The organism is Pseudomonas sp. 14P_8.1_Bac3 (assembly GCF_025466085.1).
Lineage (GTDB): Bacteria > Pseudomonadota > Gammaproteobacteria > Pseudomonadales > Pseudomonadaceae > Aquipseudomonas.
On record NZ_JANLOD010000021.1, the window covers coordinates 85,236 to 108,690 of the forward strand.

The window sequence follows — 23,455 nt, forward strand, 5'->3', positions numbered from 1 at the left end:
GGCAACGCCTGACATTTGTTGTCAGGCTTGCCGCAGACTTTTCTGCGAGCGCGGCCCATGACCCGAATTCCTGATGCCAATGTGATCCACAGTCGACTGCGTCTGCGCCAATTGCGGCTGATGCTGGCGCTGCAGGAATTCGGCTCGTTGCGCCGCGCCGCCGATCACATCGGCATGACCCAGCCGGCAGCCACCAAAATGCTGCACGAGGCCGAGGACTTGCTCGGCGTCGAACTCTTCGAACGCCTGCCCCGGGGCATGCGCTCCACCCCGTTCGGGGAAACGGTGATTTATTACGCGCGCATGGTGTTCGCCGAACTCAGCGGTATGCGCGAAGAACTGGTCGCCCTCGAATCCGGCAACCTCGGGCGGGTCGCGGTCGGGGCGATTCCGGCGCTGGCCTCGGGGTTGTTGACCCGCACCATCGCCACCCTGAAGCAAAGCCATCCGCGCTTGTCGATGAGCATCCAGGTCGACACCAGCGACGTGCTGGTCCAGGCACTTTTGCAGGATCAACTCGACATCGTGCTGGGGCGGATTCCCGCCGGCGCGCGCGCCGAAGAGCTGCTGTTCGACAGTCTCGGCGAAGAGGCCTTGTGTGTGATCTCCGGCGCACAGAACCCATTGGCGAAGGAGAAACACCTGAGCTGGGCGGAACTGCAGAACATGACCTGGGTGCTGCAACAGCAACCGAGCCCGATGCGCGCGATCATCAACCAGGTGTTCCACAACGCGCGGGTCGACATCCCCAGCAGCATCGTCGAAACCACCTCGATCATGACCCTGCTGTCGCTGATCCAGCAAACAGACATGCTCGGCGTCACACCGGTGTCGGTGGTCGAGGATTACCCCGGCCGCGACCTGCTGGCGGTGTTGCCGATCAAATTTGAAGCGCGGCTGCCGCCCTACGGGCTGATCACCCGGCGTCATCGCATTCAGTCGTCAGCGATGCAGGCGTTCATGAATTCGGTGCGGGCGGAGCATGCGTTGAGCAAATAAAAAAGGCCTGACGCAATGCGCCAGGCCTTCTCGTTTTTACGCTGTCTTGCGGAACACAAATACCAGCCCGACGATGATCAGCAGCATGCCAAGGATGCTTAATGTCGCCAGCCTGTTACCGAAAAACAGATAATCCATCACCGCCGTGACGGCCGGCACCAGATAAAACAGGCTGGTGACGTTCACCAGATTCCCCCGCGCAATCAGGCGATACAGCAGCAACGTCGCCAACACCGACACCACCAGCCCCATCCACAACACCGGCACGATGAAACCACTGGAGTGTTCGAAGTGGAACGGCTGGAAAGGCACGAATATCCCGCAGAGCAACATCCCCGCGAGGTATTGCACCGGCATCGTGCCCAGCGGATTTTCGGTGATGCGCTTTTGCATGATCGAACCGAACGTCATGCTCGCCAGCGCCAGCAAACCGAAGAGCATCCCCGCCAACGACATGCCGGCCAGGCCGATGCCCTGGTAAACCACCATGATCAGACCGGCAAGGCCCAGAGTCAGGCCGAACATCCGGCTGGCCGAGCGCTGCCGCTCCATGATCACCACCGTGAGAATCGGTTGTACGCCCATGATCGTGGCCATCACCCCTGGCGTGACTTTCAGGTCCAGGGCCAGCAGATAGAAAATCTGATAAGCCCCCAGCAACACCACGCCCGTAGCCATCGCATACGCCATCGGTTTGCCGCGTTTGGGCAACTTCAACTTCAGCAACGGCACCAGCAGCACCAACCCGCACAGGGCGATGGCAAAGCGGATCAGCAGAAAAGCAAACGGTGAAGCGTGGGCCAGGCCCCATTTGGAGAAAATCGCCCCGCTGCTCCACAGCAGGACGAACAGGCTCGTGGACGCTGCCGCGAGCGCGGACTTTTTCGAAAGGACAAACATGAATACCACCTGTAGTCAGGCAAAAAGCCAACTCAGCCGAAGCTGAAATCCAGTAGTTGTTCAGGCGGGCGTGGGGAACAGCAAAGAGCAGCTGATCAGCCCGAAATGCCAACGCCCGGCGGTGATAAGACTGCGTACACCGGCGTGCTACGGACAGGTGGGGGGTAATGACTGATCTGCACAGGCTGCTGATTCCCGCACGGCACGACGCCAGCGTTGACCGCTGAATCGACTACCGCATTGATGAGGGAAACTGGCATGGGCTGATCTTTTTGATGGGTGGACGGTGACTCAGGAAATCACCGTGCGCCGACTATAACCAGCGGGTGACATGGATTGCAATGACTTGGACAAAGGGCCAGTAAGGACGGTTAAAGATTTGCTGCTTACGCTGAGGGAAAGGAATCACCCGTTGCGGGAGACTGGGAATGCAAGAGATCACATGCCAAGGGAACGGACGCATCTTCGGTATCAGTTGTATAAATCTCAGGCCAGAAAGCTTGCCGGCCTCAGCGCTATTCAGCTGCAACAAGAACTGGAACTGCCCAGTCCTGACACTCCCGACTTATCACAGAGGCGCAGTTTCGACCTATCAACGACTCGGCTTTGAATTCGATGCCAGTGGCCGACTTGTAAAATCACTGGAGAGCCGCGGTGGAACTGACAGCCAGCCAGCGCCGTACACTTCAATTCGTAGTGACAGGTATTGAAGATGAACCGGATGGCGTTCTCGCAGGCGCTTCATTCAAGTTTTCGTAAAAAAACCGCTCAGAGAGCGTTTTTTTATAGAGACAATCACCCAAACAACCAATACCCCAACAACGTCAACACCGCCACCGCCAGCACCGGCCGCAGCACACGGTAGGCTTTTGGATGACGACGCTTCCACTGCTTGACCACGCCACTGAATTTGTCGCTGGAGTTCTTGCTCCAGGCATACGCCTGGTTGATCCCGCCTACCCGCTCGTCGTCGAGGTTCTGCGGCGCCGTGGCGCGACCGAGCAGGCCACTGATTCCGCGGTTGATGCGGGTCATGATGCGATTGCTCAGCGGGCGTTCGATGTCGCAGAACAGAATCACCCGGGTCTTCTCGGTTTCGTTCTTCACCCAGTGCACATAGGTCTCATCGAACATCACGTCTTCGCCATCGCGCCAGGCGTAAACCTGGCCGTCGACGAAGATCCGGCAATCATCAGAGTTCGGGGTCGACAGCCCCAGGTGATAGCGCAGGGAGCCGGCAAACGGATCGCGGTGCGGGTTGAGATGGCTACCACCCGGCAGCAACGCGAACATGGCACCCTTGACGTTGGGAATGCCGCTGACCAGGGCCACGGTCTTCGGGCACAGGGCTTCGGCGGAGGGCAGCGGCTTGTCGTACCACTTGAGGTAGAAACGCTTCCAGCCTTTCTTGAAGAACGAGCCAAAACCGGCGTCATTGTTCTTCTCCGCGGCGCGGATATAGCCCTCGTCGAACAGGTGCATCGCTTCGTCGCGGATGACCTCCCAGTTGTCCCTGAGCACATCCAGTTCGGGAAATTTGCTGCGATCCAGGTAAGGCCTGGAAGGCACGCTGGAGAACAGGTACATCAAGGCGTTGTAAGGCGCGAACAGTGCCGAGTGGTTGACGAATTGACGCAAGACAGGCAGGCGCGCCTTGCCGCGCAAATGCACATAAAGAGTGCTGCCCAGAAACAGCAACAACAGCGACGCCTTCACGGCAAAGGAAAAGGTCATCCACAACTCCTTGAGAATAAACAACGCTGCACACCGCCATTTACCCGACGTGGCAGCCGGTCATGATAAACATTACCGGCCTCGGGAAAAACCCGCCCGTCCCAAGATTCAGTATTAAGCGTTGTGCAATAAAGCACTTCTTAACATAAGTCGCCTGAACGGGCGCTGACCTGGATCAAGCCCGATCAGGCTCCGGCGCCTACGCCTGAGTTTCCTGCTCGGTAAACAAGTCACTGAACAGCATGCTCGACAAATAGCGCTCGCCGGAGTCCGGCAGGATCACCACGATGGTCTTGCCCTGCATTTCCGGGGTTTCTGCCAGACGCACCGCCACGGACATCGCGGCACCGCACGAGATGCCGCACAAAATCCCTTCTTCCTGCATCAAGCGCAGGGCCATGGCCTTGGACTCATCGTCGGTCACCAACTCAACCCGATCGACCATCGACAAGTCCAGGTTTTTCGGCACAAAACCGGCGCCGATGCCCTGGATCTTGTGCGGGCTCGGTTTGATCTCCTGGCCCGCCATCGCTTGAGTAATCACCGGCGACGCCACCGGTTCCACGGCCACCGACAGGATCGGTTTGCCCTGGGTATTCTTGATATACCGCGAAACCCCGGTGATGGTTCCACCGGTTCCGACGCCAGCGACCAGTACATCGACCGCACCGTCGGTGTCGTTCCAGATTTCCGGACCGGTGGTTTTTTCATGAATCGCCGGATTCGCCGGGTTTTCAAACTGCGCGGGCATGAAATAGCGGGACGGGTCATTGGAGACAATCTCGGTTGCCTTTTCGATTGCGCCCTTCATGCCTTTGGCCGGGTCGGTCAACACCAGTTCGGCGCCCAGCGCCTTCAACACCTTGCGCCGTTCAATGCTCATGGACGATGGCATGGTCAGCATCAGCTTGTAGCCCCGTGCCGCGGCCACGAACGCCAGGCCGATACCGGTGTTGCCCGAGGTGGGTTCGACGATGGTCATGCCTGGCTTGAGTTTGCCGGTGCTTTCGGCATCCCAGATCATGTTCGCGCCAATACGGCACTTGACCGAATAACCGGGGTTGCGCCCCTCGATCTTGGCCAGAATGGTGACGCCTCGCGGCGCGATGCGGTTGATCTGCACCAACGGCGTATTGCCAATGGAGTGGGCATTGTCAGCGAAAATACGACTCATGGCTGGGTCCTTATGCAGCATTGAATTAGCTCTCCACGGTATGCCTGTTGCCCGTGGTCGTCCAGTCAGGCCGAACGTCCGCTGAGCGGCGCAGTCAATGCTTTACATCGCCAGAGATTTGCCATCATGAAACGTCGATACAGCTGGCCCCTGTGGACCCTCCTCGGTCTTGTTGTGCTCCTGATTGCCTTGCACATTGCCCTGCCCTACGTGGTGCGTGACTACCTGAACGACAAGCTTGCCGACATGGGCGACTACCGTGGCCAGGTGACCGACGTGGACCTCGCGTTGTGGCGCGGCGCCTACAAGATCAACGGGCTGAAAATCGTCAAGGTCGACGGCAAGGTCCCGGTGCCCTTCGTCAGCGCACCGTTGATCGACCTTTCCGTCAGCTGGCACTCGCTGGTCTACGACCATGCCGTGGTGGCCAAGGCGCAGTTCTTCAACCCGGAAGTGAACTTCGTCGACGGCGGCGCCAACAAGCAGAACTCCCAGACCGGTCAGGGCACCGACTGGCGCCAGCAAATGAGCAAACTGCTGCCGATTACACTGGACGAAGTGCGTATCTACGACGGCAAGATCAGTTTCCGCAACTTCAACTCCAAGCCCCCCGTCAACATGAACGCCACCCAGGTTAACGCCAGCATCTACAACCTGACCAACGTCGTCGACAAGGAAGGCAAGCGCGACGCCCGCTTCGATGGCAAGGCGCTGCTGCTGGGGCATGCCCCTCTGGAAAGCACGGCAACGTTCGATCCGTTGAGTAATTTCGAAGACTTCGAGTTTCGCCTGCGCGCCAAGGACATCGAACTCAGACGCCTGAACGACTTCGCCTCCGCCTATGGCAAGTTCGACTTCAATGCGGGTCACGGTGACGTGGTGATTGAAGCAAAAGCGAAAAAAGCTCAATTAACCGGTTACATCAAACCCCTGCTGAAAGATGTCGATGTGTTCAATTGGCAGCAGGACGTCGAAAACAAGGACAAAGGCTTGTTCCGGTCCGTCTGGGAGGCCATTGTCGGCGGCTCCGAGACCCTTCTGAAAAACCAGGGTAAAAACCAGTTTGCGACACGCGTCGAGCTTAGCGGTAACGTGCATCGGCAAGATATCAGCGCGTTCCAGGCGTTTTTGCAGATTTTACGCAATGGTTTCGTCCAGGCATTCAATGCCCGGTATGAGCGTCCGAAGCCGGAGACCGGTTAAGGTTTGCGCTTGACGGTACAGCGCCCGGTGTCTTCGGCCCAATATGGCGATATTTCAGCACTGGCCAGCCGCCGAAACCGAGTCAAGATGTGACGCCCCATTCAGAGACTGAATAAGCCGTCTGCGTTCACAGTCGACCGGCTCGCGCGTTATAGTCGGGTACACATTTATTGCGCCCCGCCCTGCCCCGTCAGGTCGGCGTTACCGTTCGAGGATTAGCAGATGAAGTTCGAAGGCACCCAGGCCTACGTCGCCACCGATGACCTGAAGCTGGCGGTCAACGCCGCGATCACCCTGGAGCGTCCGCTGCTGGTCAAGGGCGAGCCGGGCACTGGCAAGACCATGCTGGCCGAGCAACTGGCGGAGTCCTTCGGCGCCAAGCTGATCACCTGGCACATCAAGTCCACCACCAAGGCGCATCAGGGCCTGTACGAGTACGACGCGGTCAGCCGTTTGCGCGATTCGCAGCTGGGCACGGAAAAAGTCCACGACGTTCGCAACTACCTGAAGAAGGGCAAGCTCTGGGAGGCTTTTGAGTCGGAAGAGCGGGTGATCCTGCTGATCGACGAAATTGACAAGGCCGACATCGAATTCCCCAACGACCTGCTGCAAGAACTCGACAAGATGGAGTTCTACGTTTACGAGATCGACGAGACCATCAAGGCCAAGAAACGGCCGATCATCATCATTACCTCCAACAACGAAAAAGAACTGCCGGACGCCTTCCTGCGCCGCTGCTTCTTCCACTACATCGCGTTCCCGGATCGCGTCACGCTGCAAAAGATAGTCGACGTGCACTACCCGGACATCAAGAAGGATTTGGTCAGCGAAGCGCTGGACGTGTTCTTCGACGTGCGAAAGGTGCCAGGCCTGAAGAAAAAACCATCGACCTCCGAACTGGTGGACTGGCTGAAGCTGCTGATGGCCGACAACATCGGTGAAGCCGTGCTCCGCGAGCGCGATCCGACCAAGGCGATTCCGCCGCTGGCCGGTGCACTGGTGAAGAACGAACAGGACGTGCAACTGCTTGAGCGTCTGGCGTTCATGAGCCGTCGCGGCTCTCGTTGATCCTTTGAGGCGATAGCCATGCTGCTCAACCTGTTCAATGAAATGCGCGCCGCCAAAGTGCCGGTCTCGGTGCGTGAGCTGCTGGACCTGATCAACGCGCTGAAACAGCGCGTGACCTTCGCCGACATGGACGAGTTCTACTACTTGTCCCGGGCGATCCTGGTGAAGGACGAAAAGCACTTCGACAAGTTCGACCGCGCCTTCGGGGCCTACTTCAATGGCCTGGAAAAACTCGACGATCACCTTCAGGCGTTGATTCCCGAAGACTGGTTGCGCAAGGAGTTCGAGCGTTCGCTGACCGATGAAGAGCGGGCAGCGATCCAGTCCCTTGGCGGTCTGGACAAGCTCATCGAGGCGTTCAAGAAGCGCCTGGAAGAACAGAAAGGACGCCATGCCGGCGGTAACAAATGGATCGGCACCGGCGGCACCAGCCCGTTCGGCTCCGGCGGATTCAACCCGGAAGGTATCCGGGTTGGCGATGCTGGCAAGCGCCAGGGCAAGGCGGTCAAGGTCTGGGACCAGCGCGAATACAAGAACCTCGACGATTCGGTGGAGCTGGGTACGCGCAACATCAAGGTTGCCCTGCGTCGTTTGCGCAAATTCGCCCGCCAGGGTGCGGCGGAAGAGCTCGACATCGATGGCACCATCGACCACACCGCGAAAGACGCCGGGCTGCTGAACATCCAGATGCGTCCGGAGCGGCGCAACACCGTCAAGCTGTTGCTGTTGTTCGACATCGGCGGTTCGATGGATGCGCACGTGAAGATCTGCGAGGAACTGTTCTCGGCCTGCAAGACCGAGTTCAAGCACCTGGAGTACTTCTACTTCCACAACTTCATTTATGAGTCAGTGTGGAAGAACAACATGCGCCGCACCTCCGAGCGCACCTCGACCCAGGACCTGCTGCACAAGTACGGCGCCGACTACAAAGTGATCTTCATTGGCGACGCGGCGATGGCGCCTTATGAAATCACCCAGGCCGGCGGCAGCGTCGAGCACTGGAACGAAGAAGCCGGTTACGTGTGGATGCAGCGGTTCAAAGAGAAATACAAGAAGCTCATCTGGATCAACCCGTATCCGAAAGACACGTGGGGTTACACCTCGTCGACCAATATCGTGCGGGATTTGATCGATGACCAGATGTACCCGCTGACGTTGCGGGGGCTTGAGGAAGGGATGCGGTTTCTGTCCAAGTAATCCGGGTTGTCTGGCCGAATGCTTCGCGGGCAAGCCCGCGAAGCTGTTAACGGCTGCCGAATCGCCGCAAATATTCGACCTGTTCGCGGTGCGCCACCTCCTGCACCACCGGCCGCAACCGCACCACGGCCCCTGGCAGATACTGCGCCAGCCGCGCCAACGCCAACGGCGTCAACGCCCCCAACTGCGGATACCCGCCAATCGTCTGCCGATCATTGAGCAACACAATCGGCTGCCCATCCGGTGGCACCTGAACCGCGCCCCACGGGATGCCTTCGGAAATCATCGGTTTGCCCTGGTGCTGCAACGCCGTTCCCAACAGGCGGGGGTGGGTCGAGGAAATTGTCACGCTGTGTCAGCACGTGCCGATCGGGTATGCCCGGGAGGTCGGCGAGCGGTACATCGTGTTGAGTCAATCGTGACTGAAACGACAACAAGACGTTTCCCACACGATAATAGGAATCGCCTTCATTACCATCTTTATCCATCTCAATATGCTGAGCGCGCCTTCAGTCAAACGACTATCGACAGGAGTCGAATTCGATGCGCGCGTACACGCAAAAACAGCAGCAGTTGCTCTCTCACTGGAGCGAAGCCCTTGGCACCGAGGCCTTCCAGGCCCATCGCATCACCCTCGATCATCTGAGCAACGCCCTTGAGCCCGCGGCTCAACGCTGCTTTCAACGTCTGATCCAGGCACTGTTTCGCGAAAACCTGATCCCCAGCGATCTCTGCTCCTACGACGACGATGGCCATTGCTGGTTGCCGGTCGGAAATGACGCGCAGCTGTCCTTCGATCGCTTGTCCGGCGGAAGAATGGACAGTTGGGACGTGCGTGGCAGCGTCATTCTTTACACCCCTGGCAAGATGCCGCACAAAATCCAGCTGCCCAGTGAGCTGCTCGGTCACCTCAGCGTCCACTTCTCCCCTGCGGCTTCTGCTGATGTTCTCGAACGCCTGGCTCAGGAACTGGATGACAGCTTCCGCAACGACACTTTGTGCCTGGCGTTTCATCATGGCTGGACGGAACGGTTGATAGAGCAGATCGACACCGAGCACGATGACAACCTGCTGGCGTGGCTGAAAGGCGGCACTGTCCCGCAGAACCCAACGCTGCTGCTTGAACAATGGGGCACGCTTGGCCATCCCTGGCACCCGAACTACAAGACCAAACTGGGCTTGAGCGCGACGCAGGTCATCGCGTTTTCTCCAGAGTTCGAGGCCAGTTTCCCGATTGTCCTTTGCGCCTTGCACCGCCAGTCCGCCCACGTCGAAACGCTGGGCGGCAGCATCGACTATCCGGACTGGTGGCGCGCCCATTTCCCTCACGCCGCCGAACAGCTGCGCCAGCATCTGGAGCAACTCGGTCTGGCGGCTGCGGATTACCTCCCACTTCCCTGCCACCCCTGGCAAGCCCGTGAGGAACTGCCGCACTCGTTCGCCCGGGAACTGGCTGACCGCCGATTGATCATCACCGACATCGTCGCCTTCACCGCCCGCCCGACCATGTCCTTCCGAACGGTCGTCCCCCAAGCCGGACGAACCGCGCCCATGGTCAAACTACCGGTGTCATTGCGACTGACCAGTGTGCAACGCACCGTATCACCGCGTTCGGCGAGGATGGGACCGCGCATCAGCCAATTGCTGCTGAAAATCCTCGATCGAGAACCGGGCATTCAGCGGTTGCTGAAGATCGTCCCGGAACGCATCGGCGTTCACTACGCCCCGCAACCCAGCGACGACGATCGCTCCCGGCATGTGGCAGTACTTTTTCGCGACAACCCGCTGGCCCTGGTTGAAACCGGCGAACTGGCCGTACCGGTCGGCAGCCTGTTCGCTGTCAACGAATGCGGACAACCGTTGCTGCGTGACTGGGTGCAACTGGCTCAGCGCCGCGACGACAGCGAAGCCATGCTGGCGTTCTTCGAGGATTATCTGTCGATTACCGTACCCAGCCTGGTGGGTCTGTACCTGATGTACGGCGTAGCCTTCGAAGCGCACCAGCAGAACAGCTTCATGGTGATGGGCGCCGACGGGCAGTTGAATCACCTGCTGCTTCGCGACTTCGGCGATATCCGCATCCATCGAAAAACGCTGCATGGCAAGGACCTCGACATCCTGTTGCATGACCCGGGAATGACCCTCTACGACGACCCCGGATTTGTTCGCGACAAATTGCTTCACACCACGTTCATGTGCCACCTCGGCGAGCTGGCATTGCTCTGCGCGCGGCACTGGAATGTGCCTGAAAGCATCCTTTGGGAACGGATGGCGAACCACATCGCGCAATGCTTCGACGCCTTGCGCGAGCATGTCGAACCGGACCGCTGGGAGACCGAACGCCGCGCCCTGCTGGAACAGGATTGGCCCGCCAAATCGTTTATGCGCATGCGGTTGCTCGACTGTCACACCGACATCGTCGGACGCTTGAATAACCCGTTGCGATCAACCTCCCGTGCGCGCTAACGGGCACGGGCTGCAGCTGTTGATCGTCATCCAGTTCGTGTCCATGGGCGCCATGGAAATGAGCGGCCCGTTCTGGCCCTTGCAGATCCAGCATCTTCTCGGGCCGGAGGGTGCCGGCTACGCGTCCTTGCTGTCGACACTGGTCTACGCCGGGCCAATGCTGGCCGCCATGATCGTCACGCCGCTATGGGGTCGGTTGGGCGATCGCAGCGGGCATAAGCCGATGCTCGTCCGGGCATTGCTCGCACTGGCGATCTGCCAAGGCTTGGCGGGCGTCATCCTCGACCCTTGGTGGCTGGTCGGTATCCGCGTGATGCAAGGCGCGCTCGCCGGATTTCTCGCTGCGGCTCAAGCTTACGCACTGGCCTGCTGCGACAACGCCCGGCGCGGTCATACCCTGGCTCGCCTGCAATCAGCGACCGCGGTCAGCTCGTTGATCGGCCCGGTCCTGGGCGGCTGGCTGATGGACGTCTCGGGATTCGCCCTCCTCTGTCATGGCGCGGCGGCGATTTGTCTGGCGTGTGCACTTGGAAGCGTCTTCCTGCCGCCCGACAAGGCCCGGCGGGCGCACAAGCCGCCGGCTGCGCCGGTGCCCCTGCCGAAAGGCTGGCTGGGTGGAATGCTACTGATCGTCGTGTTGGTACAAGCCGCCAAGATGATCCCGCAACCGTTTTACGCCCTGTACGTCGCCGACATTTTGCAGGCGCCCAACTGGCTGATCGGTGCCACTTACGCAGCAAGCGCCGCCACCCTGGCCCTCTCCGCGCCGATATGGGGACGCCTGTTTGACCGCTGGGACGCAAGTCACACCTTGCGCGTTATCGAAGGCGTGGCCTGGTTATGCGCACTGACGCTTGCCGCGACAGCACTGGCCAGTGGGTGGCTTGGGTTTCTCGTCAGTCGACTGGTCTGGGGCTTCTGGCAAGGCGCGCTGCTTCCCGTCGCCTATGCGCTGATCGCCAATACCGTTTCCGCTAACCAGCAAGGATATGCCATGGGCCTCGGCAACAGCGCCGCCAAGGCCGGCGCGCTGTTCGGCGTCGTTGTCGGCGGAGCCGGGATGGGGCTGGTAGGCCTGGCTCACAGTTTCTGGCTGGTGGCGCTGACCTACGGGCTCGCTGCTTTCGGGATCCGTTGGATACGCCACCGCAACACCGGCCCCCTTGGTTCGTTCCCCCCCAACTGTCCACAACAAAAAAAGACCCTGCCATGACTCAATCCAGACTTTCCTATCTGATTCCCCTGCTCGGCGCCTTCAGTCCTGCTCTGTCGGCGGATGAAACCGAACAGCCCCCCGGCACCCTGGACATTCAAGCCACCGTGGTTTCCGCGACGCGCAGCGAAGCGGGCATTGCCTCGATTCCGGGGTCGGTGCAGGTCATCGATGAACAGCAAGTCCGCGAACAGAGCGGCGCGGGCCGTCGAGTGTCCGACATCCTCGGGCAGCTGGTCCCCGGCCTTGCACCGTCCAGTGGCGGGATGAGCAACTTTGGCCAGACCCTGCGCGGGCGCAACATGCTGGTGCTGATCGATGGCGTGTCCCAGAACGCCACACGCGACAATTTCCGCCAGCTGAACAGCATTGCGCCCGCCAGCATCGAACGCATCGAAGTCATTTCCGGCGCCAGTAGCGTCTACGGCGCCGGGGCTTCCGGCGGCATCATCAACATCATTACCAAACGCAATCAGGGACAGGACATCGCCTACAGCTCCAGGCTCGGTTTGACCAGCGGCGATCACTTCAACCGCAAAGGGTTCGCCTATGAGGTTTTCCAGAGTGCAACCGGACGCAGGGACGCACTGGACTGGTACGTCTCCGCCGACCTGACTCAACGCAACGATCAATTTGACGGCAACGGCAAGCGCATTCCCCAGGACACCTCCCAGGGCAGCAACATGGACACCGAGACCTACGACCTGCAAGGTCGATTCGGTTTCGAACTGGATGCCGACAAAAAACTCAGTCTGTCGTTGCAGGACTATAAGGACCGGCAGGACACCCATTACACCAAAGACCCGAAAAATCGCGAGCAGGCGGTAGCGGTGAAGGGGCTGAAACTCGGCGATCAGCCCTACACCCACAATCAGGCCGTCAACCTTAACTACTCGGACAAGGACTTCTACACGCAGAGCCTGCAGCTGGAAAGTTACTGGCGCCGAGCCGATGCGCTGTTCTTCCCGGACCTGGCGCGCGGCAAAGCGGGCATCGCGGACAACAACAGCGTGCAGGATGTCTACGGTTTGCGCGCAGCCATCGATACGCCGTTGCCGGCCATCGGCAGTGCCACGGGCAATCTGGTCTGGGGTGCCGACTACGATCACGAGCGCTCCCGCCAACGCGGTGACCAATACCGGCTCAATGGCCTGGCTTACACCAAGACCGGCATCACTTACGAGATGGGCCCCAACATCGAAACCACGACCCGGGCGTTGTTCGGGCAGATGTCCTGGGACATTGGCGACTGGACTTTGCGTGGCGGCGTGCGTCGCGAGTGGATCGAAAGTGAAGTCGCCGACAGTATCGCCTACGGTCAGATCGTCCAGACCGGCGTGCGCGCAACGTTGCCCGGCGACACCCTCAAGTACGACGCCACGCTCTACAACCTGGGAGCCGTCTATCACCTTAGCGAAAACCAGGACATCTTCGTCAACTTCAGTCAGGGCTTTTCGCTGCCGGATATTCAACGCTTCCTGCGCGATGTGAACAGCACCTACGACATTCAGAACCTGAACGCCCAGGCCATCAAGGTCGACAGCTACGAAGTGGGTTGGCGTGGTAACTGGGAGCAGTGGCAAGCCGACCTCACCGCTTATGAAAACACCTCGGACGTGACGCAGTTCTACGATGCCAATGATCGCGTACTGCGCCTGATCAATCAGAAAGAACGGGTTCGCGGGGTTGAGAGCAGCCTGACATTCCGTGCGACCGATCAATGGTCGTTCGGTGGCACCTACGCGTGGGCCAAAGGCGAAACCGAACAAAACGGCACATGGCGGAACCTACCGGCGACCCGCATTTCACCGGCAAAAACCACGCTGTTCGCCGGCTACACCCAGGATGACTACACCCTGCGTCTGCAAGGCATGCGCCTGGCCAATTACGATGCCGCCGCCAAAGACAACAAAGGGCGGGCCATTGATGGCTATACGCTGGTGGATTTGCTCGGTTCGGTGGAGCTACCGGTGGGCCGTCTTGAAGGCGGGGTGTATAACCTGGCCGACCGCACCTACAAAAACCTGTTCGCCCAGGCCAACGCGCGCGCGCCTTACGCTAATGCCCAAGGCCGGACGTTGAGCATGAGTTACTCAGTGGATTGGTAAGAAGAGACTGGTCACAACTACAGGGAAACACGGTCCAACCGGCATGCCGGCTCTTGTTGTTTAGAGACCGCGCACATCCCGATCCACGATCGGCCGGCTCTGGCGCAGGCGTTTGCCGCCCAGCACCACCCAGTCGATCAACCGGAACAGGCATTCGATCCCGAAGGACAGCAACAACGCGCCGCTCATGCCCCAGATCATCGCTTCCGGCGTCAGCAGGATCTGGTAGCTGTAGCCGTTCCAGGTTTCCTTGCGGATATCCGGGTCGGCGGCCAGCACCACTTGCAGGAAGCGGATGTACCAGGGGCCTTGCATGGCCTGGAACTGTTTATCGAGGGCCAACTGACGGGTGAGCAGGTTGCTCAGGCTGTCGGCATCGCTGCGAAAGATCGGGTCTTCGCTGGCGCGGTAATGGGCGACCAGCGCCTGCATGTCGCCCTTGAAGAACTGATTCGCCGTGCCTTGAAAACCACTCAGGCCGGTCTGCGCCTCGATCAGGTGCGCTTCAACCCGCTTGGCGTAGTCGTTGATGAACCCCGGCACCTGGACACCGATCAACAGTCCCGCCGCGAACAACACCAGCCGTAGATAACTGAGCAACATGGGAGCGTCCTTTATTCGGTCTTGCCCTGGCTGACGCATTCACCGCGTCGCCACAGGCTCCATTGGCCCGGTTCGTAGCGGGTCCAGGTTTCATTTTCGGTCAGCGGTTCGGTGGCGATCACCGTGACCACGTCGTTGGGCGTGGTTTCGGCCTGGAAGTCGACGATCACATCGACATCTTTCAAGCGCGCCGGGCCGAACGGTGCGCGGCGAGTGATCTGCGCCAATTTGGTCGAGCAGTAGCAGAACAGCCAGTCGCCGTCGCTGAGCAGGCAGTTGAACACGCCTTTGCTGCGGTATTCAGCGCAGGCAGCCACCAGATCCGGCAACAGTGCTTCGATCTCGACCGGTTCTGGAAACGCTGCACGGACGCGGTTGAGCAAGTCGCAGAACGCCGCTTCGCTGTCGGTATCGCCGACCGGACGGTAAAAACTCGTGATGGGTTGAAAATCCGCCAGTTGGCCGTTGTGGGCGAAACACCAGTTGCGCCCCCACAGCTCGCGCACGAACGGATGGGTGTTGGACAGGCAGACCTTGCCGACGTTGGCCTGGCGGATATGCCCGATCACCACTTCGCTCTTGATCGGATACCGCTGCACCAGGTTAGCGACTTCCGATTCGGAACTCGCCGCCGGGTCCTGGAACAGGCGCAGACCCCGGCCCTCATAGAACGCAATGCCCCACCCGTCACGGTGCGGGCCGGTACGGCCGCCGCGCTGCATCAGCCCGGTGAAGCTGAACACGATATCGGTCGGGACATTGGCGCTCATGCCCAATAACTCACACATGCTCGGACTCTCTGATAGGCAGGGGCAAGGTTACAGCCGCGGTTCGACCCGCATGCGCTGCGGGTTGCTCGGGACCGGCGGGCGACCGTAACGGTCATCACCGGCACCGCCGAAGGGATGGTCGTCGTCAGGGGCGTCGGCGCGGGCCGCCGCGTTGGCGGCCGCCGTTCGTTCCTTGCGGGCCTTGGCGGCGCGTTCGATCGGGAAACGGATCGCCACGAACACCAGATAAATGCCGAAGGCGATCATGCCGTACATGAACAGGTCGGAGATGGCTCGCCAGGCGTTGTTGCCGACCTTGAACGCAAGGTCCAGGGCGGTGATAGCGATGGCCGGGGCAACCTTTTCCTTCACCGGATCGATGATCGTCGGGCTGAACAGCAACACCGCGACCAGCAGCCGCAGCGGTTCCCGCAGCCAGCGCCACATCCAGCGGGTCAAGCGCATCCACACCAACAGGCAGCCTAAAGCGGCAAAGGCGTAGAGGCCCCAAGCGATCAGATAGTCGTTCTCGGTCATGGTGTCCATGGCAAGGCAGGCAAAGAGGCGCTTATAGTAACGACTTTTCGCACGTCAGGCTTGCCCATGTGGGAGCGGGCTTGCTCGCGAAAGCGGCAGATCGGTCAACATTGATGCTGAATGTGCTGGCCTCTTCGCGAGCAAGCCCGCTCCCACAAGGACCTGTGCAAGGCATCAGGATTTTTTCTGGCCCCGCGAAACCCTCTATTCCGTACATTGTTCGAGAGCCCTCCATGCCCGTATCCGCCAACATCACCAGCGCCCCGATTGCCCACAAGGCTGAAGGCCCTGACCCGTATGCCTGGCTGCAGGAACGCGACACCGACGCGGTGCTCGATTACATGAAAGCGGAAAACAGCTACCAGGAGGCGCAAACCGCCGATCAGGCCGGGCTGCGCGAAACGCTGTTCGAAGAGATAAAAGGCCGGATTCTCGAAACCGACCTGTCACTGCCCTCCCCGTGGGGCCCGTATCTGTATTACACGCGCACCACCGCCGGTGACGAATACGCCCGGCACTACCGCTGCCCGCGCCCGGCCGACGACAGTCTGCAGCTCGACGAAAGCCAGGAACAACTGCTGCTGGACCCCAACGAATTGGCCAATGGCGGCTTCTTTTCCCTCGGCGCCTTCAGCATCAGCCCGGATCATCAGCGCCTGGCCTACAGCATCGACTCCACCGGCGATGAGATTTACACCCTGTTTGTGAAGGAATTATCCAACGGTCGTGTCAGCGAACTGGAATTCGAAGACTGCGACGGCAGCATGACCTGGGCCAACGACAGCCTGACGTTGTTCTTCGGCGAACTGGACGACACCCACCGTCCGCACAAGCTGTTCCGCTATCGGCTGGACGGCACGGCGGCCGAAGAGGTGTTCCATGAGCCGGATGGCCGGTTCTTCATGCATTGCTACCGCTCGAGTTCCGAACTTCAATTGCTGCTGGCCCTGGGCAGCAAGACCACCAGCGAAGTCTGGGTGCTCGACGCGGACCAGCCGCAGCAGGCGTTTACCTGCATCGCGCCAAGGGTCGAAGACCATGAGTACGATGTCGATCATGGCGCACTCGATGGTCAATGGACATGGTTCATTCGCACCAACCGCGACGGCATCAACTTCGCCCTGTACACCGCCGTCGATACCGGCGTCGCGCCGACCGAAGCCGACTGGCAGATCCTGATTCCCCATCGCGACACCACGATGATCGACGGCATGAGCCTCAACACCGGCGCCATGACCCTGAGCCTGCGCGAGGGTGGACTGCCGATCATCGAAGTCCACCCACAAGACCTGCCCAGCTACCGCGTGCAGCTACCGGATGCGGCCTACAGCCTGCACGTGCAAAACAGCCTGGAGTTCGCCAGCGACCGCATCCGTCTACGCTACGAAGCGTTGAACCGTCCGGCGCAGATCCGTCAGCTCGAACTGGTCAACGGTGAGCAGACAGTGCTCAAGGAAACCCCGGTGCTCGGCACGTTCGATGCCGATGCCTACGTCAGCCAGCGCCTGTGGGCGACCGCGCCGGACGGTACGCAAGTGCCGATCAGCCTGGTGATCAAGCGCGCAGACCTGGGAAAACCTGTACCGCTTTATCTGTACGGCTACGGCGCCTATGGCCAGAGCCTCGATCCGTGGTTCTCGCACGCGCGCCTGAGCCTGCTGGATCGTGGCGTGGCGTTTGCCATCGCCCACGTGCGTGGCGGCGGCGAACTGGGCGAAGCCTGGTATCGCGCCGGCAAGCAGGAACACAAGCACAACACGTTCGGCGACTTCATCGCCTGCGCCGAGCATCTGATTGCCAACGGTTTCACGACTTCAAAACAATTGGCGATCAGCGGCGGCAGCGCGGGGGGCTTGCTGATCGGCGCGGTTCTTAACATGCGACCGGAGCTGTTCGGCGTGGCGATCGCCGAAGTGCCGTTCGTCGATGTGCTGAACACCATGCTCGACCCGGACCTGCCGCTGACCGTCACGGAATACGACGAGTGGGGCAATCCTGAGGAGCCGGACGTTTATGATCGGCTCAAGGCCTACGCCCCTTACGAAAACGTCACCGCGCAGGATTATCCGGCGACGCTGGTGATTGCCGGCTACAACGACAGTCGCGTGCAATATTGGGAAGCCGCCAAGTGGGTGGCGAAATTGCGTGCGACCAAAACCGATGACAATCCGCTGCTGCTGAAAACCGAACTGGGCGCCGGGCATGGCGGGATGAGCGGCCGTTACCAGGGATTGCGTGACGTAGCACTCGAATATGCATTTGTTTTCAAGGTTTGGGGGATTGCCTGAGGAACTTGGCGTGGCGTTCGGGTCTTAAATCCATAACGCCGAGGCCCGGTTCAACCCATATCCCTTGTTGGAGCAAGCTTGCTCGCGATGGTGGTGTAACATTCGACATTGATGCTGAATGTGATGGCCCTGTCGCGAGCAAGCTTGCTCCTACAGGGAATGGGCGACTTACCGAAAATGCCGGAACAGCAACAGACAACAAAAAGACCGTGACGACATGCCAGAACCGACCCTGCTGAACAACGAAATCCGCGACTGGCTGATGGACTGTGGCCTGTTCAATCAATTGCTGCCCGCCGACTTCGCGGCAGCCTCTGGCTACTTCAGCATCAGCACGGTGGCCGAAGGCGAAGAGATTTTCCACGAGGGTGATGCCGGCAGCTTCATGTGCATCATCCACACCGGCCAGGTGGCCGTGCAGAAAACCAACGGCGACGGGCAACGGGTGGTCATGGCCACGCTGCGCAGCGGTCGGTCGTTCGGCGAAATGGCCGTGCTCGATGGCGAGCGACGCTCCGCCAGCTGCGTGGCCGCGACCCATTGCCAGTTGCTGAACCTGGGCAAGGACTCGCTGGAAAAGATGATGAACGACGCGCCGAAGATTGCCGCGAAGATCATCCGCGCCCTCGCCGTCTCCCTGTCCAAGCGCCTGCGCATGGCCGACGGACAATTACTGTCGCAACAGGTTTAACCCCCAGGCGATTTGACTCTCGTGCCGTTCTGCTCAAGGCCTGGCAAAGTCTGGTCTTTCGGCGGGCTCGGCACTTCGATCGGCGGCAACAGGGGCGACCCGCCACTGCCGGGGCCGGCCTTGGGCACGCTGTTGGGGGTGATCTGCGGGTACGGCGTCGGCGTGGCGGTGCCGGGCGAACCGGGCAGCGGCGTCGGGCTGGTCGGAATGGTTTGCAGCTCCTGGGCCTGCACTGCAGTTATCGAGAGCGCGGCCAAGGCAATGACCGTTAGAATGATGCGCTTCATCAATGGCTCCGTTGGCCTTGTTGTATGGTTGCAGGCTACTCCCAACTGCGTTCGTTTGCCCTCCCCAATGCCCATTCTTCGCACGAGAACCCCATGAAACGTTTCGTTCTGCTCGACACCGCCCCCATCCCTGAAAACGGCGGTGCCCTGTGCCTGTTCGAATACGGTGAGGATTTCGTCATCAAGATCCAGGGCGGCGACGGCGGGCAACTGATGAACACGCGCATGCACGGCTCCGAAGATGCGCTCGCCGAAATCCCTTGCCGCAAAGTCGCCGGCCGGCCAAATTCGCGGGTGCTGATCGGTGGCCTGGGGATGGGCTTCACCCTCGCCTCGGCCCTCAAGCACTTGGGCAAGACCGCGGAAGTGGTGGTCGCCGAACTGGTGCCCGGCGTGGTTGAGTGGAATCGCGGGCCGCTGGGCGAGAAAGCCGGCAATCCGCTGCTCGACAAGCGTACGGTGATTCGCATGGAAGACGTCGCGAAGGTGCTGCAAGCCGAACCGCAAGGCTTTGACGCGATCATGCTCGATGTCGATAACGGCCCCGAAGGCCTGACCCAGCGCGCCAACAGCTGGCTCTATTCCGCCGGTGGCTTGAGCGCCTGCGCCAAGGCCCTGCGACCAAAAGGCGTGCTGGCCGTCTGGTCGGCCAGCGCCGACAAGCAGTTTTCCGACAAACTGAAAAAAGCCGGCTTCAAGGCCGAGGAAGTCCAGGTCTTCGCCCACGGCAACAAAGGCACTCGCCATACCATCTGGATTGCCGAGAAGCTCAAGGGCTGAGCTAAACTTAAGTCATACCCGTCATTACCGTCATTAGTCTTTTACAAAGGTGAACCCATGAGTTCGTCCACCCCGACCAATACCTCGAAGCTGGACCGCATCCTCGCCGACAACCAGCGCGACAAGGAAATGGGTTACCGCGACAAGGCCCTGAAGATGTATCCGCATGTGTGCGGCCGCTGCGCCCGTGAGTTTTCCGGCAAGCGCCTGAGCGAACTGACCGTCCACCACCGCGACCACAACCACGACAACAATCCGCAGGACGGCTCGAACTGGGAGCTGTTGTGCCTGTATTGCCATGACAACGAACACTCGCGGTACACCGACCAGCAGTATTTCGGCGAAGGCTCGCTGAGCACGCCGAAGATCGCGAAGGCGACGCATAACCCGTTTGCGGCGTTGGCCGGGTTGATGAAGAAAGAAGACTGAGGCTGTTTTTGGGCGCCATTACTGGCCCCATCGCGAGCAGGCTCGCTCCCACAGGGGATCATGAGTATTCAGCAGATCAGTGTGGGAGCGAGCCTGCTCGCGATGAGGCAGTCAGAACAGCACAAATTTCAAACCAGCCCCCTGCCCCAATCCCCGTATAATCGCCGTTTTTTCCCCGAAGGCACCCCGCTCGTGGCAGACAAACGGTACAGCTGCATTGGTTTGTATAACCCTAAATCACCGGAAAACGTCGGCTCGGTCATGCGCGCCGCCGGTTGCTATGGCGTGGCCTCCGTGTTCTACACCGGCAAGCGTTACGAACGCGCCGCCGACTTCGTGACTGACACCAAGCGTGTCCACTACGACATTCCGCTGATCGGCATCGACGACCTGAAAAAGATCCTGCCGCTGGGCTGCGTACCGGTCGCCGTGGAGCTGGTCGAAGGCGCCCGTTCGCTGCCGGAATACACCCACCCGGACCGCGCGCTGTACATCTTCGGCCCGGAAGACGGCTCGCTGGATAAAGAGATTCGTGACTGGTGCGAAGACGTGGTGTACATCCCGACCACGGGCTGCATGAACCTCGCCGCCACGGTCAACGTCGTACTCTATGACCGCATGGCCAAAGGCCTCAACACCCGCTCCGGGCCGAAATTCCGCTGAGCCGACGCACATTCGATGGAACAAGCCGCCCGCCTCGGCAGTCAGCTTAATTATCTATTCTTGAAGCACGCCAGGAGACAGATCATGAGCGAACTCAAACGCGTCGAGCGCATCGAATCCACCCCGTTCCAGAGCCATTCCGAACAGAACGTCCACGGCTGGGAACGCGTCGGCTCGCTGGCCGGTGGCGTGGTGATGGTCGGCAAGGGCCTGCGCCGCGGCGGCATCTTCGGTTTGATCCAGGTAGCGATTGGCGGCGTGGCGCTGGCCCGTGGCATTACCGGCCACAGTTCGGCCAAGAGCCTGCTGGAGAAAAGCCGCCAGGACATGAACAACGTGCGGGCAAAAATCGAGCGCGCCGGGGAAGAGCTGGTGAAGTTGAAGGCGAATGCCGAGGCGGCGACCAGAACGGCTACGGTGACCGGGAATGATTCGTTGAAGTCGCCGAAAGCCGGGGTTTGATCCGGATTATTCGTTGAGGCTTATGGCCTTTTCGCTAGCAGGCTAGCTCCCACACTTGATCTGCGTTGTACATGTGGGAGCTAGCCTGCTAGCGATGGCAATTTTACTGGAGTAACCCGGTATCCAGGACTTTGGAAGACTCGCCAATCACACTCTCGGCCAGTTGAACAAATTCCTTCGTATCAACACTCTCCATATGCATCGCCCCGCGCATCACATCGTCCAGCGAACGCTTGTTGCGCGTTTTGATCCGAATCTCCTGGTCCAGCTCACTCAGCAGCAACACCGCTTTACCAATCTGGGCCGGACTGACCTGCTCACCGCGCAACGTCGTGACCTTCAGTGCGTTTTTGGCCAGCTTCTTCTGCAAACTGGCATAGCGCTCGTCACTCATTCCCCCCGCCCGGCGCACCAGTTCTATCGCGTAATACTCGGCAAAACCCTCGCTGATCCAGTCACTGCGCTGCTGGTCGTTGATGCGTCCAAACACCTGGGCCAGCTCACGCACCAGGGCACTGGTGCCGCTTTCGCTGACCAGCGGCAGGCGCGTGTTCAGGTAGATCGACTCGCGCGCCGCCAGGCTGCCCCGCCACATCGGGTCGTTGGCGCCGACGATGAGCAGTTTGGACGGATGACGCGGGAAGACCGCCTGCACTTGCGGCCAGACGAACGTCAGCAGCGTCAGTACGTCCATACGACGCATGCCCTGGCCCAACGGCGAGGCGACGGTGACTTCGGTTTCCCCCAGGCGCGTGCGCCGGCTGCCGAGGTGGCCGGCGAGCATCCAGCCAGTGGGTCGGTCGAACAGGCGCGAGACATTGTCGATGCGGAACTTGTTCTTGCCGATCCGCGGCCAGGCGGTTTCGACGCTTTTCCAGCCGGTGGGCAATTCGAATTCAAGGCGTGACACCAGTTCAATGCCGTCCTGCTGATCAAGGCGGGCGGCGGGCACCAGGTCGTCGCCGCGCATCAGCGCCCAGGTCGGCGTCATGCGGGTGTCGAAACTGCCGTTCTTGCGCCCGTGGCTGATACGCACGCGGTAGCTCAGGCTGGCTTTATCGGCGGCCGGGCGCCAGACACCGCGGGTCTGCTGACCCGGTGTGAGCTGCCATTGGCCGTCCGCCTTGAAATCGCTGTAGTGGCTGCCGTCGCCGAGGTCGAAATCCAGACTGCGCACCGCTGAACCCTGGGCCAGGGTCAGGCGCACTTCGGCCTGATCGCTTTGCGGCAACAGACGCACGTGGTAATCCAGATCGACTTTCTTCGCCGCCCACACCGACGAACTCAGGGCCACCAGCCCGACGGCCAACGCCAGCCGCAATCCCACAGCCATACACACTCCTTTGTAAAACTAACCTGCCCGGAAAATCAGATGGTCTTCCCAATCATCTTCGGCCACGCTGCCTTCAGCGAGCATGCGCCCGGATTGGGAGATGCGTTCGTGGTGCACGGCGTCGCGATCGCCACACACCAGGTGATGCCAGAGCGGCAAGTCCTTGCCTTCGCTGACCAGACGATAGCCACAGGTCGGCGGCAGCCACTTGAACTCGTCGGCCTTGCCCGGTGTGAGTTGAATACAGTCCGGCACGAAGTCGCGACGATTCGGGTAATCGCTGCACTGACAGGTTTTCAGGTCCAGCAACTTGCAGGCGATGCGCGTGTAATAAACGCTGTTGTCTTCTTCATCCTCAAGCTTTTGCAGGCAGCACAGACCACAACCGTCGCACAGCGATTCCCATTCCTCCTGATCCAGTTGATCGAGGGTTTTGCGTATCCAGAACGGTTCGACTTTGGCGGCCATGGCTCAAGCATCAACATCAGGTGGTGAAAAGGCCGCCAGTCTAGTGCGCAGCGCCCCGCGGGCCAAGCATTGGCGACTGCCG

Annotated in this window: 22 protein-coding genes and 1 pseudogene; 13 read left to right on the forward strand and 10 right to left on the reverse strand. The window is 60.2% G+C overall.

Translation table 11 applies throughout. From position 1 onward, the window contains the following. Positions 1-57 precede the first annotated feature (57 nt). Positions 58-999: a LysR family transcriptional regulator gene (locus NTD84_RS07740; RefSeq protein ID WP_262164502.1), complete on the forward strand. Its 942-nt coding sequence runs from the start codon at positions 58-60 to the stop codon at positions 997-999. Between the two features lie 36 nt (positions 1,000-1,035). On the opposite strand, the gene NTD84_RS07745 is transcribed toward NTD84_RS07740, so the two are convergent. The 3 genes from NTD84_RS07745 to cysK form a co-directional block, all read right to left on the reverse strand. After that, on the reverse strand, positions 1,036-1,899 hold the full coding sequence (locus NTD84_RS07745; protein ID WP_262164503.1) for a DMT family transporter: 864 nt from the start codon (positions 1,897-1,899) through the stop codon (positions 1,036-1,038). Positions 1,900-2,694: 795 nt separating this feature from the next. Then, positions 2,695-3,633: an aspartyl/asparaginyl beta-hydroxylase domain-containing protein gene (locus NTD84_RS07750; RefSeq protein WP_262164504.1), complete on the reverse strand. Its 939-nt coding sequence runs from the start codon at positions 3,631-3,633 to the stop codon at positions 2,695-2,697. A 199-nt stretch (positions 3,634-3,832) separates the two neighbouring features. Further along, complete coding sequence (gene cysK / locus NTD84_RS07755; RefSeq protein WP_262164505.1) at positions 3,833-4,807, reverse strand: cysteine synthase A; 975 nt, start codon at positions 4,805-4,807, stop codon at positions 3,833-3,835. 126 nt (positions 4,808-4,933) lie between these two features. On the opposite strand from cysK, the gene NTD84_RS07760 reads away from it, so the two are divergent. The 3 genes from NTD84_RS07760 (at position 4,934) to NTD84_RS07770 (ending at position 8,275) form a co-directional block, all read left to right on the forward strand. Beyond that, positions 4,934-6,010 (forward strand): DUF748 domain-containing protein, encoded by a 1,077-nt coding sequence (locus tag NTD84_RS07760; protein WP_262164506.1) that lies wholly within the window; start codon positions 4,934-4,936, stop codon positions 6,008-6,010. Between the two features lie 222 nt (positions 6,011-6,232). Beyond that, on the forward strand, positions 6,233-7,078 hold the full coding sequence (locus tag NTD84_RS07765; RefSeq protein WP_262164507.1) for an AAA family ATPase: 846 nt from the start codon (positions 6,233-6,235) through the stop codon (positions 7,076-7,078). A gap of 18 nt (positions 7,079-7,096) precedes the next feature. Further along, positions 7,097-8,275: a vWA domain-containing protein gene (locus NTD84_RS07770; RefSeq protein WP_262164508.1), complete on the forward strand. Its 1,179-nt coding sequence runs from the start codon at positions 7,097-7,099 to the stop codon at positions 8,273-8,275. A gap of 46 nt (positions 8,276-8,321) precedes the next feature. Here NTD84_RS07770 and NTD84_RS07775 read toward each other — a convergent pair. Then, positions 8,322-8,600, reverse strand: a pseudogene (locus NTD84_RS07775) (allophanate hydrolase); the annotation flags it as partial. Positions 8,601-8,818: 218 nt separating this feature from the next. On the opposite strand from NTD84_RS07775, the gene NTD84_RS07780 reads away from it, so the two are divergent. Genes NTD84_RS07780 through NTD84_RS07790 form a run of 3 tightly spaced genes read left to right on the forward strand, consistent with a single transcriptional unit; the run spans position 8,819 to position 14,062 of the window. Then, positions 8,819-10,741, forward strand: coding sequence for an IucA/IucC family protein (locus tag NTD84_RS07780; protein WP_262164509.1), 1,923 nt, complete (start codon positions 8,819-8,821; stop codon positions 10,739-10,741). A 43-nt stretch (positions 10,742-10,784) separates the two neighbouring features. Further along, positions 10,785-11,954 (forward strand): MFS transporter, encoded by a 1,170-nt coding sequence (locus tag NTD84_RS07785; RefSeq protein WP_410017336.1) that lies wholly within the window; start codon positions 10,785-10,787, stop codon positions 11,952-11,954. Beyond that, a complete protein-coding gene (locus NTD84_RS07790) occupies positions 11,951-14,062 on the forward strand; it encodes a TonB-dependent receptor (protein ID WP_262164511.1) in 2,112 nt (703 codons plus the stop codon). The genes NTD84_RS07785 and NTD84_RS07790 overlap by 4 nt, the downstream gene beginning before the upstream one ends. Before the next feature lie 60 nt (positions 14,063-14,122). On the opposite strand, the gene NTD84_RS07795 is transcribed toward NTD84_RS07790, so the two are convergent. The 3 genes from NTD84_RS07795 to NTD84_RS07805 are packed head-to-tail and all read right to left on the reverse strand — an operon-like array spanning position 14,123 to position 15,981. Next, the gene (locus tag NTD84_RS07795) at positions 14,123-14,665 is read right to left on the reverse strand and encodes a DUF2937 family protein (RefSeq protein ID WP_214381329.1); all 543 of its coding nucleotides are present in this window, start codon (positions 14,663-14,665) and stop codon (positions 14,123-14,125) included. 11 nt (positions 14,666-14,676) lie between these two features. Then, positions 14,677-15,453: a class II glutamine amidotransferase gene (locus tag NTD84_RS07800; protein ID WP_214381327.1), complete on the reverse strand. Its 777-nt coding sequence runs from the start codon at positions 15,451-15,453 to the stop codon at positions 14,677-14,679. Between the two features lie 30 nt (positions 15,454-15,483). Further along, on the reverse strand, positions 15,484-15,981 hold the full coding sequence (locus tag NTD84_RS07805) for an MFS transporter (RefSeq protein WP_262164517.1): 498 nt from the start codon (positions 15,979-15,981) through the stop codon (positions 15,484-15,486). A gap of 224 nt (positions 15,982-16,205) precedes the next feature. On the opposite strand from NTD84_RS07805, the gene NTD84_RS07810 reads away from it, so the two are divergent. Together NTD84_RS07810 and NTD84_RS07815 are read left to right on the forward strand one after the other, a co-directional pair. Continuing rightward, positions 16,206-18,260 (forward strand): S9 family peptidase, encoded by a 2,055-nt coding sequence (locus NTD84_RS07810; protein ID WP_262164518.1) that lies wholly within the window; start codon positions 16,206-16,208, stop codon positions 18,258-18,260. A 217-nt stretch (positions 18,261-18,477) separates the two neighbouring features. After that, on the forward strand, positions 18,478-18,951 hold the full coding sequence (locus NTD84_RS07815; RefSeq protein WP_262164520.1) for a cyclic nucleotide-binding domain-containing protein: 474 nt from the start codon (positions 18,478-18,480) through the stop codon (positions 18,949-18,951). Here NTD84_RS07815 and NTD84_RS07820 read toward each other — a convergent pair. Next, positions 18,948-19,238 carry a hypothetical protein gene (locus NTD84_RS07820; protein ID WP_262164522.1) on the reverse strand — a complete coding sequence of 97 codons (291 nt, stop codon included), beginning with the start codon at positions 19,236-19,238 and terminating at the stop codon, positions 18,948-18,950. The genes NTD84_RS07815 and NTD84_RS07820 overlap by 4 nt on opposite strands. A 93-nt stretch (positions 19,239-19,331) precedes the next feature. Here NTD84_RS07820 and NTD84_RS07825 point away from each other — a divergent pair, with 93 nt between their 5' ends. The 4 genes from NTD84_RS07825 to NTD84_RS07840 all read left to right on the forward strand — a co-directional run bounded on the left by NTD84_RS07825 (position 19,332) and on the right by NTD84_RS07840 (position 21,572). After that, the gene (locus tag NTD84_RS07825) at positions 19,332-20,018 is read left to right on the forward strand and encodes a spermidine synthase (protein WP_214381319.1); all 687 of its coding nucleotides are present in this window, start codon (positions 19,332-19,334) and stop codon (positions 20,016-20,018) included. Between the two features lie 57 nt (positions 20,019-20,075). Continuing rightward, positions 20,076-20,447 (forward strand): YajD family HNH nuclease, encoded by a 372-nt coding sequence (locus NTD84_RS07830; RefSeq protein ID WP_007944009.1) that lies wholly within the window; start codon positions 20,076-20,078, stop codon positions 20,445-20,447. A gap of 192 nt (positions 20,448-20,639) precedes the next feature. Continuing rightward, positions 20,640-21,110 carry an RNA methyltransferase gene (locus tag NTD84_RS07835; protein WP_095171660.1) on the forward strand — a complete coding sequence of 157 codons (471 nt, stop codon included), beginning with the start codon at positions 20,640-20,642 and terminating at the stop codon, positions 21,108-21,110. A gap of 84 nt (positions 21,111-21,194) precedes the next feature. Further along, positions 21,195-21,572 (forward strand): DUF2892 domain-containing protein, encoded by a 378-nt coding sequence (locus NTD84_RS07840; protein ID WP_262164527.1) that lies wholly within the window; start codon positions 21,195-21,197, stop codon positions 21,570-21,572. Between the two features lie 103 nt (positions 21,573-21,675). Here the strand turns inward: NTD84_RS07840 and NTD84_RS07845 are convergent, their stop codons facing one another. Together NTD84_RS07845 and NTD84_RS07850 are read right to left on the reverse strand one after the other, a co-directional pair. After that, positions 21,676-22,905, reverse strand: coding sequence for a hypothetical protein (locus NTD84_RS07845; RefSeq protein WP_262164529.1), 1,230 nt, complete (start codon positions 22,903-22,905; stop codon positions 21,676-21,678). 18 nt (positions 22,906-22,923) lie between these two features. Then, the gene (locus tag NTD84_RS07850; protein WP_262164531.1) at positions 22,924-23,373 is read right to left on the reverse strand and encodes a YcgN family cysteine cluster protein; all 450 of its coding nucleotides are present in this window, start codon (positions 23,371-23,373) and stop codon (positions 22,924-22,926) included. Between the last annotated feature and the right edge of the window lie 82 nt (positions 23,374-23,455).

What these genes read in the sequence shown, in the direction of transcription:
- NTD84_RS07740 (WP_262164502.1), top strand. Translation starts at nt 58, where the DNA reads ATGACCCGAATTCCTGATGCCAATGTGATCCACAGTCGACTGCGTCTG.
- NTD84_RS07745 (WP_262164503.1), bottom strand. Translation starts at nt 1,899, where the DNA reads ATGTTTGTCCTTTCGAAAAAGTCCGCGCTCGCGGCAGCGTCCACGAGC.
- NTD84_RS07750 (WP_262164504.1), bottom strand. Translation starts at nt 3,633, where the DNA reads ATGACCTTTTCCTTTGCCGTGAAGGCGTCGCTGTTGTTGCTGTTTCTG.
- cysK (WP_262164505.1), bottom strand. Translation starts at nt 4,807, where the DNA reads ATGAGTCGTATTTTCGCTGACAATGCCCACTCCATTGGCAATACGCCG.
- NTD84_RS07760 (WP_262164506.1), top strand. Translation starts at nt 4,934, where the DNA reads ATGAAACGTCGATACAGCTGGCCCCTGTGGACCCTCCTCGGTCTTGTT.
- NTD84_RS07765 (WP_262164507.1), top strand. Translation starts at nt 6,233, where the DNA reads ATGAAGTTCGAAGGCACCCAGGCCTACGTCGCCACCGATGACCTGAAG.
- NTD84_RS07770 (WP_262164508.1), top strand. Translation starts at nt 7,097, where the DNA reads ATGCTGCTCAACCTGTTCAATGAAATGCGCGCCGCCAAAGTGCCGGTC.
- NTD84_RS07780 (WP_262164509.1), top strand. Translation starts at nt 8,819, where the DNA reads ATGCGCGCGTACACGCAAAAACAGCAGCAGTTGCTCTCTCACTGGAGC.
- NTD84_RS07785 (WP_410017336.1), top strand. Translation starts at nt 10,785, where the DNA reads ATGGGCGCCATGGAAATGAGCGGCCCGTTCTGGCCCTTGCAGATCCAG.
- NTD84_RS07790 (WP_262164511.1), top strand. Translation starts at nt 11,951, where the DNA reads ATGACTCAATCCAGACTTTCCTATCTGATTCCCCTGCTCGGCGCCTTC.
- NTD84_RS07795 (WP_214381329.1), bottom strand. Translation starts at nt 14,665, where the DNA reads ATGTTGCTCAGTTATCTACGGCTGGTGTTGTTCGCGGCGGGACTGTTG.
- NTD84_RS07800 (WP_214381327.1), bottom strand. Translation starts at nt 15,453, where the DNA reads ATGTGTGAGTTATTGGGCATGAGCGCCAATGTCCCGACCGATATCGTG.
- NTD84_RS07805 (WP_262164517.1), bottom strand. Translation starts at nt 15,981, where the DNA reads ATGGACACCATGACCGAGAACGACTATCTGATCGCTTGGGGCCTCTAC.
- NTD84_RS07810 (WP_262164518.1), top strand. Translation starts at nt 16,206, where the DNA reads ATGCCCGTATCCGCCAACATCACCAGCGCCCCGATTGCCCACAAGGCT.
- NTD84_RS07815 (WP_262164520.1), top strand. Translation starts at nt 18,478, where the DNA reads ATGCCAGAACCGACCCTGCTGAACAACGAAATCCGCGACTGGCTGATG.
- NTD84_RS07820 (WP_262164522.1), bottom strand. Translation starts at nt 19,238, where the DNA reads ATGAAGCGCATCATTCTAACGGTCATTGCCTTGGCCGCGCTCTCGATA.
- NTD84_RS07825 (WP_214381319.1), top strand. Translation starts at nt 19,332, where the DNA reads ATGAAACGTTTCGTTCTGCTCGACACCGCCCCCATCCCTGAAAACGGC.
- NTD84_RS07830 (WP_007944009.1), top strand. Translation starts at nt 20,076, where the DNA reads ATGAGTTCGTCCACCCCGACCAATACCTCGAAGCTGGACCGCATCCTC.
- NTD84_RS07840 (WP_262164527.1), top strand. Translation starts at nt 21,195, where the DNA reads ATGAGCGAACTCAAACGCGTCGAGCGCATCGAATCCACCCCGTTCCAG.
- NTD84_RS07845 (WP_262164529.1), bottom strand. Translation starts at nt 22,905, where the DNA reads ATGGCTGTGGGATTGCGGCTGGCGTTGGCCGTCGGGCTGGTGGCCCTG.
- NTD84_RS07850 (WP_262164531.1), bottom strand. Translation starts at nt 23,373, where the DNA reads ATGGCCGCCAAAGTCGAACCGTTCTGGATACGCAAAACCCTCGATCAA.